The 15,536-nt window shown below is 36.6% G+C and carries 15 protein-coding genes; 8 read left to right on the top strand and 7 right to left on the bottom strand.

The window, feature by feature from the left end; all coding sequences use genetic code 11:
- Nucleotides 1-85 precede the first annotated feature (85 nt).
- A complete protein-coding gene (locus KFE94_16320; GenBank protein ID UTW66195.1) occupies nucleotides 86-931 on the bottom strand; it encodes a hypothetical protein in 846 nt (281 codons plus the stop codon).
- Nucleotides 932-1,004: 73 nt separating this feature from the next.
- On the bottom strand, nucleotides 1,005-1,952 hold the full coding sequence (locus KFE94_16315) for a DUF1853 family protein (GenBank protein ID UTW66194.1): 948 nt from the start codon (nucleotides 1,950-1,952) through the stop codon (nucleotides 1,005-1,007).
- Here KFE94_16315 and KFE94_16310 point away from each other — a divergent pair.
- Complete coding sequence (locus KFE94_16310; protein ID UTW66193.1) at nucleotides 1,931-2,938, top strand: LLM class flavin-dependent oxidoreductase; 1,008 nt, start codon at nucleotides 1,931-1,933, stop codon at nucleotides 2,936-2,938. The genes KFE94_16315 and KFE94_16310 overlap by 22 nt on opposite strands.
- A 115-nt stretch (nucleotides 2,939-3,053) precedes the next feature.
- Complete coding sequence (locus tag KFE94_16305; protein ID UTW66192.1) at nucleotides 3,054-4,598, top strand: T9SS type A sorting domain-containing protein; 1,545 nt, start codon at nucleotides 3,054-3,056, stop codon at nucleotides 4,596-4,598.
- Nucleotides 4,599-4,670: 72 nt separating this feature from the next.
- Here the strand turns inward: KFE94_16305 and katG are convergent, their stop codons facing one another.
- Nucleotides 4,671-6,854 (bottom strand): catalase/peroxidase HPI, encoded by a 2,184-nt coding sequence (katG, locus tag KFE94_16300; protein ID UTW66191.1) that lies wholly within the window; start codon nucleotides 6,852-6,854, stop codon nucleotides 4,671-4,673.
- A gap of 267 nt (nucleotides 6,855-7,121) precedes the next feature.
- Entirely contained in the window at nucleotides 7,122-7,865 is a 744-nt protein-coding gene (locus tag KFE94_16295; protein UTW66190.1) for an SDR family oxidoreductase, read from the bottom strand.
- 102 nt (nucleotides 7,866-7,967) lie between these two features.
- Between KFE94_16295 and KFE94_16290 the strand changes: the two genes are divergently transcribed.
- The 4 genes from KFE94_16290 (at nucleotide 7,968) to KFE94_16275 (ending at nucleotide 11,968) form a co-directional block, all read left to right on the top strand.
- A complete protein-coding gene (locus KFE94_16290) occupies nucleotides 7,968-8,852 on the top strand; it encodes a LysR family transcriptional regulator (protein UTW66189.1) in 885 nt (294 codons plus the stop codon).
- A gap of 68 nt (nucleotides 8,853-8,920) precedes the next feature.
- Complete coding sequence (locus KFE94_16285; GenBank protein ID UTW66188.1) at nucleotides 8,921-9,817, top strand: helix-turn-helix transcriptional regulator; 897 nt, start codon at nucleotides 8,921-8,923, stop codon at nucleotides 9,815-9,817.
- Between the two features lie 121 nt (nucleotides 9,818-9,938).
- Nucleotides 9,939-11,327, top strand: a complete 1,389-nt coding sequence (locus KFE94_16280) for a PDZ domain-containing protein (GenBank protein ID UTW66187.1) — start codon at nucleotides 9,939-9,941, stop codon at nucleotides 11,325-11,327.
- Nucleotides 11,306-11,968: a hypothetical protein gene (locus KFE94_16275; GenBank protein ID UTW66186.1), complete on the top strand. Its 663-nt coding sequence runs from the start codon at nucleotides 11,306-11,308 to the stop codon at nucleotides 11,966-11,968. The genes KFE94_16280 and KFE94_16275 overlap by 22 nt, the downstream gene beginning before the upstream one ends.
- 80 nt (nucleotides 11,969-12,048) lie before the next feature.
- Here the strand turns inward: KFE94_16275 and KFE94_16270 are convergent, their stop codons facing one another.
- Together KFE94_16270 and KFE94_16265 are read right to left on the bottom strand one after the other, a co-directional pair.
- Complete coding sequence (locus KFE94_16270; protein ID UTW66185.1) at nucleotides 12,049-13,245, bottom strand: beta-lactamase family protein; 1,197 nt, start codon at nucleotides 13,243-13,245, stop codon at nucleotides 12,049-12,051.
- A gap of 293 nt (nucleotides 13,246-13,538) precedes the next feature.
- Complete coding sequence (locus KFE94_16265; protein UTW66184.1) at nucleotides 13,539-14,198, bottom strand: CPBP family intramembrane metalloprotease; 660 nt, start codon at nucleotides 14,196-14,198, stop codon at nucleotides 13,539-13,541.
- Nucleotides 14,199-14,746: 548 nt separating this feature from the next.
- Between KFE94_16265 and KFE94_16260 the strand changes: the two genes are divergently transcribed.
- Both KFE94_16260 and KFE94_16255 read left to right on the top strand, forming a co-directional pair.
- Nucleotides 14,747-14,911, top strand: a complete 165-nt coding sequence (locus KFE94_16260; GenBank protein ID UTW68317.1) for a hypothetical protein — start codon at nucleotides 14,747-14,749, stop codon at nucleotides 14,909-14,911.
- Nucleotides 14,859-15,056, top strand: coding sequence for a T9SS type A sorting domain-containing protein (locus KFE94_16255; GenBank protein ID UTW66183.1), 198 nt, complete (start codon nucleotides 14,859-14,861; stop codon nucleotides 15,054-15,056). The genes KFE94_16260 and KFE94_16255 overlap by 53 nt, the downstream gene beginning before the upstream one ends.
- On the opposite strand, the gene KFE94_16250 is transcribed toward KFE94_16255, so the two are convergent.
- Entirely contained in the window at nucleotides 15,025-15,423 is a 399-nt protein-coding gene (locus tag KFE94_16250; GenBank protein ID UTW66182.1) for an acyl-CoA thioesterase, read from the bottom strand. The two genes, KFE94_16255 and KFE94_16250, sit on opposite strands and share 32 nt — an antisense overlap.
- Between the last annotated feature and the right edge of the window lie 113 nt (nucleotides 15,424-15,536).

The raw sequence follows: 15,536 nt of genomic DNA, 5'->3' as shown, positions 1-15,536 counted from the left end.
AAACTACACACATTTCATTAAACTCTCATTTCCCTAAATATAAAACCGGAATCTTACTATTTTGTCTTCCCAATAAAAGTTCTCATTACAAATACTTCTCCAGAAGACCGGTTACATCTAAAGACGCTGAATTTGTTTTGATTTCGGCTCTTCTTTCTTCAGAAATCATTTCATTCACCTTTGCTTCTACCGCTAACAACGGTTTCTCATCAGGTGGTTCCGGAAAAAGGTTTTGTTCTTTAAATAGTCTACGTGTCACCAATGCCACTTCGCAAGCCCCTTCGTAATTTTTCTGTTGTTCTAAATAATATGATAACGCAATTAACCCATATGCATCTTCCGATTCCGGATCTGCCTCTTTTCGTAATGCGTAATACTTTAGAATCAGCTCTTTTGCCGTATCAAAGTCTCCTTTAGCTATAGACACAAATGATTTGTTAAAATGATCGATAGTATACATTCCCTTTGCACCTGTTTCTGCACTGATTTTTAAACTTTCATTGTAGTACTTCTCGGCACGATCCATTTCGCCAATCAAACGCCACATTTCCGCATTCATATGTGCACGATACATCATCCATTGGGGATTTCCTGTTGTTTGAGACAATTCACTCAACTGCGTACTTAACTCAGCCAGTCTTGTGGTATCCAGACTTCGTTGGGCATTCCGACATAAAGAAGTTAAAGCTTTTCCAATCAAAGTATCATTTTCGGTTTCTTGTCCAATCTCCAACACTTTATTGGCCAATTCAATGGATTGTGCATCGTCTCCTTCTTTAAACAACTGATACGCCTGTTTCAGCATTTCCTTGGGAGATTCTGTTTTTGGGGCTATCGTTTGCGCTGTTTTTGCAACATCCTTTAGGGGATCAGTACAATTGGTAAGTATTCCAAAGGCCAATAAGCCTGCAAATATGATTGACTTTTTCATGAAAATTTATTTGTGGTAAAAATAATTATCTCCCAATAACTCTATCCGGACCGTAAAACAAAGTTTAAAGTAGTTATCTCCACCAGGTGACAAAAAACGCTTCACAATGTCCTTCTCGTTTTAACCATACCATAGGGGTTTGCTTTTCCTCAGTTCTTAAATGTATTTTCTCTTGAATATCTTCATAACACAACCAAACCCTATTTTCGGAAGGATCCATGCCCCACTCCTTTTTATCCGGGATATAATACCGAACCTGTGAATGATCTAAATTCCTAAAATCTACAAAATGTAAATAATAGCCTTTAATCGCGTTTTTATATTCAGGATCAAAATCATGATTATAGTTATACGGAATGTATAAAGATGCTAACAAGCATAATTCTTGTTGAATGTCATCATGTATTTCAGATAATCGTTCTTTTGCTTGTGGTGTATACAATATGGGAAACTGCCGTTCTTTGAGTTTTTGTATTTTTTCAATCAGCGAATCATTTCTATTAGGCCCTATCCAATTGTTTATGGTGTTTTTTGAGATTCCAGGATCAAACAAATAAAACTTGTATGCAAATTCCAGATGTATGATTTTTTGAGTGGGCATTTCTTGAAGAATAAAATCTATTTCTCCAATTGTTCTTTTGTTTTCTACAATCTGAACATTTTCATGCAGCACTTTAAAATTACCTGATGCTTTGAGCAATTCTCCTACTATTCTTTCTACCATATGACCTAATCGCATATGTATTGGCAATTCCAAATCTATGTTTTCATCGCATTGTAACAGTTTTAAGCTAAAGGCAGGAAAACCTGTAATCTTTTCAGAAAGCGTTTCTGCTTGAAATATGGATGCGATTCGTGCTTTGGTGTTCATTTTATAGTTTGAAGGATTCAAAGATGAAAATGTTTTTTCGTTTTGGGTCAAGCCAAATTGAAAATAAAACCCGGGGCAATTATCACTTATAAATTCATCACTACATTTGTGTCCTTCAAAAATGAACCATGGGGAACAAAAAAGTGGCATATTCCATCTTAGATTTAGCCGTTATTTCCAAAGGACAATCTTTAGGTCAAACACTTGAAGACTCTGTAAAATTAGCGCAATTAGCAGATCAGGAAGGTTACACCAGATATTGGTTAGCAGAACATCATAATTCTGTAGCCATTGGCAGTAGTGCCACCTCCATCCTGGTTGGAAAAATTGCAGAAGCGACACAACGAATGCGTGTTGGTTCCGGTGGAATCATGCTTCCCAATCATTCTCCATTAATTGTGGCTGAACAGTTCGGTACATTGGGTACTTTGTATCCAAATCGTATTGATTTAGGCTTAGGTAGAGCGCCCGGGACAGATCAGGCTACCGCCAGTGCCATACGTTCAGATTTTTATCAAGCCGCTCGAGATTTTCCGGGTGAAGTTCAAAAAATTCAAAACTATTTCTCCACAGATAATGCGACTCAACCCATTCGGGCTCAAGTAGCCGAAGGTGTGGATGTGCCATTATACATCTTGGGTTCCAGCACCGATAGTGCACATTTAGCCGCTGCTAAGGGACTTCCCTATGCATTTGCCAGTCATTTTGCCACGGCTCAATTGTTTCCTGCATTAGAAATTTACCATCGTGAATTCCAACCATCTGATGTTTTAGAAAAACCATACACTATAGCTGGAATATCTGTGATTATTGCCGATACAGATGAAGAAGCAGAACGTATTTCAACATCCTATTATTCTCGGGTTATTGGAATTTTGACTGGCAGACGTGGTCAAATGGAAGCTCCCTTTGAAATGACAGATCAATTCCGTGAAATCATCCAACAGCCTGCGGTTCAACAAATGGCCAAGTATGCTTTTATTGGGAATAAAGAAACCGTAACAGCAAAAATCAAATCATTTATTGAAGCTACACAAGTGGATGAGCTCATTGCCATCACCCATGTATTTGATGCCGAAGATCGTAGAAAATCTTATCGAGAGTTTGCTAAGATCATGCGAGAATATAATCTATAGCTATCCTTAGTTTTTAGCTCCGCAGAACTAAGCACTCACCTACTATTATTGATAAAAATATTTTCTTGTTTCTTGACTGGACTTTATATTTAGCCCATAATTCAAAAACACCTTTATGAAAATATTTCTCACCTCATTGTTTACCCTGATTTCATTTTTAACCTTTTCACAGTCAGTTCAAATAGACTCCTCATATGCTTTGAATGGGCTCAATAAACTAAAAATTGTAAATGGTGGAGATGATCAAGCGCTCTTATCTGCAGTCCAAACAGATGGAAAAATCCTGATCTGTGGTTCATCCTACAGTCCGGCTGCCAATGACACCTATCCCTTTGTAGCGAGATACTTAAAAAATGGAGCCCCTGATTCTACGTTTAATACTACAGGAGTCCAATTGCTTACCACTTTACCAACCTGTGTAGCCTATTCTATGGTTCTTCAGGATGATGGTAAAATCATTATTGCCGGACAAGAATATTATCAAGGGAAACTCCATGGTATTGTAATCCGATTTAACACGGATGGCAGTTTGGATACCGGTTTTAATACAACAGGGTATTCCAGAACTTTAAATACCTCAAAACACTATTTTGGACGGTCAGTTGCCATGCAAAATGACAAAATTGTCCTGGCCGGTTATATTGAGAAATCTTCGTCTAATAGTGATTTCTTCGCTGCGCGTTTCTTAAGCACCGGACTTATTGATAGTACTTTTGGTACCCATGGTATAGTGGAAAAAGATTTTGGAGGGAAAGACATTTGCAGAGGGCTCTCTGTTCAGACTGATGATAAAATTATACTATCGGGTTTTAATCAAAGCAACTCCTCTCCTAACCTGGTACGTTTGTTAGCCAACGGAAATGAAGACGTTTCTTTCACCTCAAATTGGACTTCCAGTAGTAAGTATCCTTATTCTTTTCCATATCAGAGTATTATTCTTAATGATGATAAAATTTTAAGTGTGGGATTTGCACTGGATTCTACTACCTCAAAGATTAATGTGTATGCTATGCGTTTATTGCCAAATGGCTCAAAAGATCAAACTTTTGCCAATAATGGTGAATTTCTGTTTAATCTTCCCGGAGAAGATACCTATGGGATCTATGGCTTGGAACGCGATAATGGAAAAATCGTCATTGTAGGTAATTCCGGTACGGCCAGTAACAAACAAATGGATTTGTTTGCCATGGGTTTAAATAGTAATGGCAGTATAGATTCCAGTTTTCAGGATAACGGAATTTTCAGTACTTCTATCAGTCCGAGTTATGATTTATTAAATGCAGTTCATTTGGGTTCGGATAACACGATTTTGGCTACCGGATATTATAATGTGGCCAGTTATACGCACAAACCGATGATTGTTCAATTTAAAATTGACAAGACCATTAATAGTGTTACAACATTAAATGAAGGACTCGATTTTTCTGTTTATCCAAATCCTTTAAGTTCAGATATTCTTCGATTTGAAAACAAAAGCGGGTCTGATTTAGTCGTTAACATTTACAGTATTACAGGTGAATTAGTCTATAGAGATATTACAATTGGTAAAGGGACACTTGGAACTATCAACATGGAATCTCTACATAGTGGAATGTACTTTTTAAAGTCATATTCAAAAAACACCCAGGAATCTAAAACGATATCTTTTGTAAAAAAATAAACGAACTTATAGAATATAAAAATCCCCTTTCGTTGAATTGAAAGGGGATTTTTATTTAAAAGCTTTTAGCCACTATTTCTTTAAATCAAAACGATCAGCGTTCATCACTTTTACCCATGCATTCACAAAGTCTTGTACAAATTTTTCTTTATTGTCATCTTGTGCGTAATATTCCGAATAGGCTCTTAGAATCGAGTTAGACCCAAAAACCAAATCCACGCGTGAGGCAGTCCATCGTGTTTCTCCAGTTTCACGATTTACTATATCATAGCTATTTCTCCCGGTAGGTTTCCAGGAATAATTCATATCCGTTAAGTTCACAAAAAAATCATTAGACAATACGCCTACGTTATCCGTAAACACCCCATGCGTTTTATGCCCATGATTTGTTCCCAAAACGCGCATCCCTCCTATTAAAACGGTCATTTCAGGAGCAGTTAAACCCATTAATTGCGCTCTATCCAACAACATCTCTTCCGGATGTACCGAATAATTCTTTTTTTGCCAATTTCTAAATCCATCGTGTAACGGCTCCAGTACTTCAAACGATTCTGTATCTGTCATTTCCTCCTTGGCATCTCCTCGCCCTGGAATAAAAGGAACCGTAATATCCACACCAGCCTTTTTAGCGGCTTGTTCTACGGCAGCACTTCCTCCCAAAACAATCAGATCGGCCAGACTCACTTCTGAATTAAAATCATTTTTGATATCGGATAGCGTATGTAATACTTTTTGCAGACGTTGCGGTTCGTTTCCTTCCCAATCTTTTTGTGGTGCTAAACGAATTCTCGCTCCATTTGCACCTCCTCTATAATCCGAACCTCTATATGTTCGGGCACTATCCCATGCGGTATTTATTAACTCTGCTGATGTTAAATCAGTCGCTAATATTTGAGCTTTTAAATTTTCTATTTCATTAGCACTTAAGTTAGCATTCCCCGAAGGAATCGGGTCTTGCCAAATCAAATCCTCTTTAGGACTATCAGCTCCCAGATATCTAATTTTTGGACCTAAATCTCTATGGGTTAATTTAAACCATGCTTTGGCAAATACTTCTTCAAAATACGCTGGATCTTCATAAAACCTTTGGGATATTTTTAGATATTCCGAATCCATTTTCATGGCCATATCGGCATCAGTCATAATTGGATTTCTACGTACGTTGGCATCATACGCATCCACCGGTTTATCTTCTTCTTTCATGTTGACAGGTTCCCATTGCCACGCACCCGCTGGGCTTTTGGTTAATTCCCAATCATGATTTAACAATACATGAAAATACGTTCTATTCCATCGGTCTGGTGTCGAGGTCCATGCTCCTTCTAATCCACTGGTAACAGTATCTACCCCATTTCCATTATTCTTGGGATTGGACCATCCCAGTCCTTGTTCATTAATTCCAGCAGCTTCAGGAGCATCTCCAAGTACAGAAGCATCTCCATTACCATGGGCTTTCCCCACCGTATGACCTCCGGCAGTTAACGCCACAGTTTCTTCATCATTCATGGCCATTCTTTTAAATGTGACCCGCACATCTTTTGCTGTTTTTATCGGGTCCGGTTTTCCATCTACTCCTTCCGGATTGACATAAATCAATCCCATCATGACCGCTGCCAATGGGTTTTCTAAATCACGTTCTCCCGAATAACGGCTTCCTTCACTTCCTGTTGGTGCCAACCACTCTTTTTCAGAACCCCAATAAATATCTTTCTCCGGGTGCCAGATATCTTCACGCCCACCGGCAAAACCGTAAGTTTTAAAACCCATAGATTCATACGCCATATTTCCAGCCAAAATAAAAAGGTCGGCCCATGAAATTTTATTTCCGTATTTCTTTTTTATCGGCCACAGTAATCTTCTGGATTTATCCAGGTTGGCATTATCCGGCCACGAATTCAGGGGCGCAAAACGTTGATTCCCTGTATTTGCTCCTCCTCGTCCATCAGCCATTCTATACGTACCGGCAACATGCCACGCCATCCGAATCATTAATCCGCCATAATGTCCCCAATCTGCTGGCCACCACGCCTGACTATCCGTCATTAAATCCTTCAGATCATTTTTTACTGCTTCCAGATCCAATTTCAAAAATTCTTCACGATAATTAAACTCGACTCCATTTGGATTGGTCTTGGTATCATGCTGATGCAAAATATCAAGATTTAAAGCTTTGGGCCACCATTCCATTACGGTGGTGCTTGTTTCTGTATTGGCCCCATGATGAAAAGGGCATTTTCCTTCTGTTGAATTTTCCATAAGTCTAATTTTATCGTTATTCGTATTAATAATGTTAAGTGTACAATTTGATTATTTGAAGCTACAAGTCACCTGAACTTCATGACCTGTTGAGCATACTTCAAATTAAACATATTTAAATATGATTGAAAAACAACATCTATAAAAAATACTAATACACATAAAACCTATACCGTTATAACCGCTCTTGAAGAAAGCAATGGTTTTAAAACAAAAAAGCACCAGTAAAATACTGATGCCTTTTAAATTAAAATGATGTTTTACGAATTAAGCCCTAAAATTGGCAAACTCCTGCTCTACTGCCTTTGGGCTTGACAAGTAAAAATTACCTGCTTGTTGAGACATCACATCCGGAAATACATCTTCATTTCCTTCCTTTAATCCATTCACTATAGCTTGAGCCACATTTCCCGGACTATCCTTATCCATCTCCAAACCTGCAGCCATATCTGTGTCAATAGGTCCAGGATAAACACCCATCACTAAAGTATTTTTATCTGATAGTTCTGCACGCATTCCCTGAGTGATACTATGTACTGCTGCTTTGCTCACTGAATATGTTGCAGCCATTGGCATATTTCCCAATCCCGCTAAAGATGAAATATTAATAATGGCTGAACCTTCACTTTTTGATAATTGAGGGTATACAGCATTAGACAGTTTTACAAGTCCCCAAACGTTAATGTCTAAATTAGACTTTAAACTACTTAATGCTGCATCCGATAAAATGCCTCCCAAAGCAAATATCCCTGCGTTGTTTACCAAAATATCCAGTTCATCAATACTTGAAGCTGCTCTCTGAATAGAATGGTCATCTGTTACATCCAATTGGATTGGGACCACACGATCTCCGAATGCACTGACCAATTCACTTAAGGTTTCTACATTTCGGGCACCTGCATAAACTTTAGCCGCTCCCTTGTTTAATAATTCTAAGGTGATGGCTTTACCAATACCTCTGTTTGCACCGCTTACCAACGCTATTTTTCCTTTTGGTTCTACTGTTTTCATGGTTCTTTAATTTGATTATTAATTCGAGAATCCAAAAGAACAGATTATATGTTATTGATAAAAATAGATAATTTGTACTTTTGATATTGAAATTTCAATATCATGATAAATTTAGAGTGGTTACGTACGTTTAGAGCGGTATATAGAACCAAATCATTAAGTCAGGCAGCAGAAATGTTAAGTATCAGTCAGCCTACAGTAAGTCAACAAATATCTACTCTCGAGGCACATCTGGGACATAAATTATTTATCCGAAAGTCAAAAGGCGTTTTAGAAACCGATGAAGGTAAAGTATTGAATACTATGATTTCAGGTTCTATTGAAACATTGGAAGAAGTCGAGTATCAGCTTCAACATAAAAAGTCTAATCTTAAAAGCATTATTACTATTGGAATTTCAGAACATCTGTATAAAACCACCCTATGTCACCGGGTGATGCAACTCGGTGAATTTGTACATATCAAATTTGGTAACAAACAATCTTTAATTCGCGATGTGGAAGAAGGTAAATTGCTTTACGCTATTATTCCTGATGAAATCAACACTTTTGATATTATATGTCGTCCGCTAAAACGTCAGAACCTCATCCTGGTGGGTACTCCGGATATCAATTTAGAAAGAATAAAAGACACTATGAAAAAACATCCTGATCAGGCTGAAAAAATGCTGCTTCAACAAAAATGGTATGCACATGATCCCGCTGTAGGTTACATTAAACTCTTTTGGATTGATACGTTTAATCGAAAACGTCCGGCCATCATCCCCAACTACATCATTCCTAACGAATATGAGCTCTTATTTCAGCAATCACAAGGTTCAGGACTATCCATCGCATTAGAACAAAATGCTGCGCCATTTATTTCAGAAGGAAGTTTGATTCATTGGGATTTGGCTCATGTAGACTTTAGACCTTTAAGTTTATTAGCAAATAAAAAAAGAGCCGCTCAGGAAATGACGGAGCAAATCTGGAAAATGTTGAACAAATAATTCATTTTCAAATTACACCCCATAAATCCCCCACTTATCCAGTCATACGACCTCATGCCAATTATTGAATGGTAAAACGAAAGCTTCTTTCTAGCTTTACCTCAAATTCGGTAACCATTCAAACGTTTCTAAAAAATATTGACACGCAGTCCGCAGATAGTGAAAACGCTCAAAGTAAGTTTATTCTATCTCATCTAAAGGAGTATCATAAAACGGTGGTGGACTCTCCTATTTCCATTAAAATTGTAAGTGAGGGCACAGAGCATTATAAAGTCAACAACCAACGTTATACCGTTCAAGCCAATAATTACCTTATTGTCAATCATGGAGATGAATTCGAGATTGATATCCATACCCCAAAGATCACGCAGGGAATTTGTATCTATCCGCCCAAACAGATTATTGAAGAAGCCTATAATTACCGTGTTCAAACGAAAGAACAGTTATTAGAACAGGTTGACTCTACTCCATTTCATTTTACGCAAAACAACAACGTTTTGCTGTCTACAAACACGGGAAGATTTTTAAAGGAATACCTCCCGAGGATTATTCAAAATAGTGAATTTAACTCCCCAATTGATTTTCATCTCATCTACATGAGATTAGCAGAACATTTGGTACAAGATCAATTGAACTTAAACCAGCAACTTCTCAACTTAAAGTCATCTAAAAAACATACCAAAGAAGAACTATACAGACGGCTTTCCACCGCCCGTGAATTTATTCATGCGCACTACGACCAAAAAATAAATATTGATCAACTGGCGGCCGTTTCGTGTTTGTCGAAATACCATTTTGTCAGAAGTTTTCGGGATTTTTATCAATGCACACCCTACCAGTATGCGCTAAATTTAAAATTAGAAGCTGCTAAAAAACTTATACACCAAGGACATACATACACATCAGCTTCAGAAGTCGTTGGATTCTCTGATCCAAAAAATCTGCGAAAAGCACTTATTGGTTAATTCATTTTTTTGTTTTTAGCAATAATTACCCCTGCCCTTTTAAGCGCAAAATTCAAATTTGCTGAAATAGAATTAAGACCAACTTCCAGGTTCCATCATTTTTTTAATCATACCTCAAATAATGAGCACACATCAATTGAAACATTTGGCATTCGCATTTCTATGTATCACTATTTCCATATCTGTAAATGCACAAGAATTAAAACGTAAAGCCTCTTTAGGGGTACGTTTACAAACTATGAATGATTCTATTTCTACTGCGCATCATATGGAAAAGGGAAAAGGAATTTATGTCCTTACTGTTTTTCCAAATTCAACCGCCAGTAAAGTGGGAATGAAAGATGGTGCTATCATTTCTCATATCAATGATCATGAAATCAACAGCATGAATGATCTGTTTGCCGAGATTCAAGACGTGCGCGCCAACGACAAAATCAGTATCACTTTTTATCAAAATAGAAAATGGATCACCAAATCGACAAAAGCCATTGGAAGACCGATTGAGGTTTTCGAAGAAGCCCATATTTATTATGATCAGGTGAACTATCCCGGAAACCAACTTCGTTCTATTTTATATACACCAAAAGACATTCAAAATCCACCGGTGATTTATTTCTTACAAGGTTATGTCTGTCAAACCGTAGAATTGTCTACCGTTCCTGATCTAACGATTACGAAACTCATTCAGGATTGGGTACGTGCAGGATATGCCGTATATCGCGTAGAAAAAGCGAATATGGGCGACAGTAAATGCGAAAAAGGATGCATGGATCAAAACTTTAATGAAGAACTGGAAGGTTTCAGACAAGGTTACTTAAGTCTGCAAAAGAATTCCATGATCGATACCTCAAATATTTTCCTGTTCGGTCATTCTATGGGTGGGATTATCGCCCCTCTACTGGCTCAAGAGTTTTCTCCTAAAGGTGTGATTACCTATGGGATTATCATCAACACCTGGTTTGAGTATATGCAGGAAATGACGCGTGTACAGGGAGAAATGTTTCATACCCCTTTTGCGGATATTGAAAGTAATGTTCGGAATGCCATTCCATTTTGGTATGAAATGTTGATGACCAATAAAACCAATACTGAAATTCTCAAAGATGAATCTATTCGAAAAATGCTGGAGGCAGACGGAATTCTGGAAGACTTTAAGAATGGGTATTACCTCAACCGACATTATACTTATTGGCAATCACTCAATAAAATAAGCCTTGTAGATACCTGGCTGGAAGTGAATAGCCATGTTTTGGCATTGTATGGAGAATTTGATATTGAAGCATTAAATGCCAATCATATTCGTACCTTAGCAGCAGTGGTCAATTCCAAACATCCTGGAAATGCATCTTACCAGATAATTCCCCATACCGATCATGGTTTTGTGTATTTTGATTCTATGGAAGCCAATATCAATGCACATTTGAATGGTGAATATAGACTACGATTAAGAGATAGTTACAGCGATCAGGTGGCTAAATCAACTTTAAAATGGATGAATGCGTTATTGTAAAAAAGACTGATTTGAACGTTTTAAAATACATTCTACTCTTTGTACTGGTTTTGTCTGTCAATACGGCTAAAAGCGAGGTACAAGCAACCAAAATGCATAGACTATTCTTTGGGAGTTCACTCATTGTCAAATCGAAAATTGTGAGTCATACCGATCACAGTTATAAAATTCAGATTCTGGATGTATTTCATGATCGAGGTATTGGGATTCGTGTGGGTGATTTCATTAACATCAAAAAGGAAATGAATGTGATCACCTCATCCGAAACCGTTCATAGATCCCAAATTGAGGCGCGTTTAACCGGAGTCGCATTTTTGGTTAAATCTGAAACAGGATGGCATGTAATGGAGTTTCCTTTTTTTCGGAATGACATCGTCACTTTACGCTTTGATTATGAGTATTGCCAGGTGGAAGGCACTGCGGACGAGATCAAAGCGCAGATTCAGGAATACTTCCGGGAATTTCACATGGAAGATCGAAAACTCGTGGGAAAGAAGACCGAAAAAGAAGTTCTAAAATCCGATCTGGGTGTTTTGGCTTTAACCCAATATTATCAATTTTACCGATTCACCGGTGGGTCCAAAATATGGGATAGAATAGATTGTGGGAAAGAAGTGATGGAACGGATTCAGAAATATTAATTTCATAGTAGAGAATTGTTAGCCTAACGGACTGACGATAAGAAAGTATTTGACTCAAAGTTCCGATTCGCCCAAGCAAATCACCCCTCATTATTTTTATTGGTAATAGTTTTATATACTGATTCTCTAATATTTACTTCTCTGTCCATGTTCATCATCTGCGAGGACATATTGTTCATTGTATATGCAATAGTTACCTCTTTATCAGGATCATGAAACACAAAACTACCTCCTGCTCCAAATCCACCAAATGCTTTTGTGCTCTGAGAAAAATTGTGTTTCTCAGAAGGTTTCATGAATCCAGCATGAAATCTGAATAAGTCTTGTTTAAAAACAATATCTACAAAACCTTTTGTTGGCTTTTTAGGATATGTCATTAAATAACCAAGTGTTTCTTTATTCAAACCCAGAACATGTTTTTCATTGCAAAGTGCATCAATAAAGGAGGCTAACCCTCTTGCATTGGCTACACCTCCTCCCGCTCCCATTTCCAATTGTAATATCTCAGATTTATTAAAGTTGCTATGGTTACTTACAAAAGTTGGATTTAGCATGGATTTATAAGTTAAAGACCATGGTTTAAAAAACTCAAAAACAAACTTAAAAGGCATGGAAAAAAGCCCTCTAAGTTTTGAGAAGGGCTTTAAGTGAGCAATTTTGGTTAAGTCATAATCTTTGCATATTCCTATTCTGATTTCTCCTTCAATATTTGATAACACTTCTTGCTCTAAAAAATCCTTTAAATATCTTTTTTGATTATCCATTTTGGCAATTAAAGAGCTTATGTACCAGCCAATGTTCCATACATGATATCCTTGATAATCTCCAGATTTCCAATGTGGGGCTTGTGTTTCAATTATTTGCTCTAATAACTCATGATCGTTAATTGTGTTGATGTTAAGCTTTTTATCAATTGCAGATAACCCAGCTCTATGTTGAAGTAATTCTTCAATTGTCGTGGATTCTTTTCCATTAATTTTAAAATTACACCAATACGTATAAACTTTATCCTTGTAGTCAAACAATCCTTTGCTGTGTAGCATAGCAAGACAAGCCGAACTAACAGCTTTTGTTGTTGAAAAGATTGGGACTACTGTATCTTTGTTCCATCTCTTAGTTTTGTCAACATCTTTAAATCCACCCCAAACATCTACTACCTTCTCATGCTTATGATAGACACATAGTGAGGCTCCGATTTCATCCTTAGAAACGAAGTTTTCAGTAAATGAATTAGCTATTTCAACATAATCCGTATGAACAAATCCTTCATATTTCATTATAGGTACTTTTTCTAATTATTACCACCGACAGCAAACAGTCATATACATACTCCCAAATATCGCAACTGGATAATTTACCATAGGTTAATTGGAATAGTGCAAGTAAACGTTTTAAAGATTTTAAAGACTACCTCTAACTATATAGTTTTTAATTTTTTATAAAAACTACTGGTAACTCTTTCCAGTTCATGATAAAACAAATACTGTCACTTCCAACATTTATTAACTCAGAATCCGTCATAATTGCGGTTATACATTGTTACCTTTAGTTGTTTATTTTATGGAGAGTCCTATTTTTTCCTTTTTATTAAGATCGGCATAACTATAAAAGCAACACTATCCACAATAAAATGTGCGATGATACAGGCTACAATATCTCTTTCGATGATATATAAAATAGCCAAAAACAATCCTGATAAAAAAACAGGTATGAGATGTCGCAACGACCATGCATAAATATGAGCCACAGTAAAAAATATTGTGGAAATTATACCAGCTATCCAAATATTATGGGTAAACAATGAAAGACGTTCGATTGCATAACCCCGGTAAAGGATTTCTTCAGCAAAAGCAGCGGTCAAAACAATAAAAATTCTATAAGGATACGAAAGTTTAATTATTTTTTCATAATTATTTTCAGGGCTACCGTTTCCTTTTTTTCTATATATGACTTGAATAATTGCCATGATAACCATTAAACCGACTCCTCCTAAAATTCCTATGAGAAAAGTTCTTGAAGTCACATTTTTAAAACCTATTGAAATTAAGGTTCCTTTTTCTCCGTAGAAAAGAATTAAAAAAATTAAAACAACCAAAAACCAAAGAAAAAACCTTGAAGCCAAATCATTTACATCGATTTTAGCATTTTTTTTGTATTCCGAAGCTATCAAAGACCCAAATAAAGCAATTCCTAAACCCAAAAAAGTCCAAAAGTTTGTCTGTATTTCCATTGTCTAATAATCTAAAGTCATTTGTTTTTCCATTACATTCGTCAAATTAAGATGCCATTAATTCATTCAATTCCAAAATTGTTTCTGATTAAAACTTCTATCTCGTTTTGTTCGGCATAATTAATATTCGTTCTCTCTGTTCTTCACAATTAAAGGTAACGTACGTATATATGTACCCCTACATATATCTCCTCTATATGTTGTATTTCTATTTTTTGTTTTAGACCTCATGTTTACAGTATAGTTACCTATACACCAAGTCAACAACAAATGGTTATTATATTCCAACAATATGATAACGGGGAGATTTACCATCGATTAATTGGATGTATGAAAATACAAATTTTGCTTCTCCTATAAATGACCCATGTGGGTATAATTTTTAACATTTTAAATAACCCGTATGTCACTTAATATGCTCCCAATTATTCCTTCAAATGTTCCTTTCGTTTTAAATAACCTATATCTATGCCTACTCCTATTCTAAACTCGAAAACAAAAGATGCACGATCTTCGATTTTATCCTCAAAATAAAAGTTATAACCCAATTGGGCGATTATCTAAGTGACTTTATCCATACTCCCGATCAACAAACACTTACTTTTAGCAATACGGAGATCATTTATGTGGATGATTATTTAGCCACTGTTTTTTGCGATTATGAAATCACTACGCAGGGACAAGTTACCGAGACTGGAAAAACCTGGTTCTAATAACGAATTGATCATAAATACACAAAGCCTGGATTCGGGAATGTATCTGCTGAAAGTCCAAAGTGGTACTTCTCGATCTCAGGCCCAAAAATTTGTGGTGAAATATAGATTGTCTACTTTTCTTCCGGATCGAGACGACCTTTAACGTATTCCACCTCTGTTTTACCATGAGGTTTCGGCTTTCCATTTTCATCCAGATTCACCATAGTAATATTATCTACGGTAATAATGGTTTCTCTGGTCATCATATTCCTTACCACACATTTAAGGACCAGAGAGCTTTTGCCAAACTTCTTCACCTCTATTCCGATTTCTACAATATCGCCTTGCATAGCTTTACTGTTGAAATTTATTTCGGACATGAACTTGGTCACCACCCTTTGATTTTCTAATTGTACCACCGCATACAATGCAGCCTCTTCATCAATCCAGGCCAATAAACGACCACCAAACAATGTCCCATTTGGATTTAAATCTTCGGGTTTTACCCATTTACGTGTATGAAATCTCATCTTCTAAATTTTGTATTGATGCATAGTATAAATGAAGCTTTTGTTTTGACGTCAATAAGTTGATTAAACTATCTAATGGATCAATAAGGTTTTGTATTTTCCTATGGTACTAT

This window comes from bacterium SCSIO 12643 (assembly GCA_024398135.1).
In the GTDB taxonomy this organism is placed as follows: Bacteria; Bacteroidota; Bacteroidia; order Flavobacteriales_G; family Salibacteraceae; genus CAJXZP01.
This window is presented reverse-complemented; position numbering and strand designations above follow the sequence as displayed.

Excerpts from the sequence above, each read along its gene's own strand:
- KFE94_16320 (UTW66195.1), bottom strand. The coding sequence starts at position 931 with ATGAAAAAGTCAATCATATTTGCAGGCTTATTGGCCTTTGGAATACTT.
- KFE94_16310 (UTW66193.1), top strand. The coding sequence starts at position 1,931 with ATGGGGAACAAAAAAGTGGCATATTCCATCTTAGATTTAGCCGTTATT.
- KFE94_16315 (UTW66194.1), bottom strand. The coding sequence starts at position 1,952 with ATGCCACTTTTTTGTTCCCCATGGTTCATTTTTGAAGGACACAAATGT.
- KFE94_16305 (UTW66192.1), top strand. The coding sequence starts at position 3,054 with ATGAAAATATTTCTCACCTCATTGTTTACCCTGATTTCATTTTTAACC.
- katG (UTW66191.1), bottom strand. The coding sequence starts at position 6,854 with ATGGAAAATTCAACAGAAGGAAAATGCCCTTTTCATCATGGGGCCAAT.
- KFE94_16295 (UTW66190.1), bottom strand. The coding sequence starts at position 7,865 with ATGAAAACAGTAGAACCAAAAGGAAAAATAGCGTTGGTAAGCGGTGCA.
- KFE94_16290 (UTW66189.1), top strand. The coding sequence starts at position 7,968 with ATGATAAATTTAGAGTGGTTACGTACGTTTAGAGCGGTATATAGAACC.
- KFE94_16285 (UTW66188.1), top strand. The coding sequence starts at position 8,921 with ATGGTAAAACGAAAGCTTCTTTCTAGCTTTACCTCAAATTCGGTAACC.
- KFE94_16280 (UTW66187.1), top strand. The coding sequence starts at position 9,939 with ATGAGCACACATCAATTGAAACATTTGGCATTCGCATTTCTATGTATC.
- KFE94_16275 (UTW66186.1), top strand. The coding sequence starts at position 11,306 with ATGGATGAATGCGTTATTGTAAAAAAGACTGATTTGAACGTTTTAAAA.
- KFE94_16270 (UTW66185.1), bottom strand. The coding sequence starts at position 13,245 with ATGAAATATGAAGGATTTGTTCATACGGATTATGTTGAAATAGCTAAT.
- KFE94_16265 (UTW66184.1), bottom strand. The coding sequence starts at position 14,198 with ATGGAAATACAGACAAACTTTTGGACTTTTTTGGGTTTAGGAATTGCT.
- KFE94_16255 (UTW66183.1), top strand. The coding sequence starts at position 14,859 with ATGAAATCACTACGCAGGGACAAGTTACCGAGACTGGAAAAACCTGGT.
- KFE94_16250 (UTW66182.1), bottom strand. The coding sequence starts at position 15,423 with ATGAGATTTCATACACGTAAATGGGTAAAACCCGAAGATTTAAATCCA.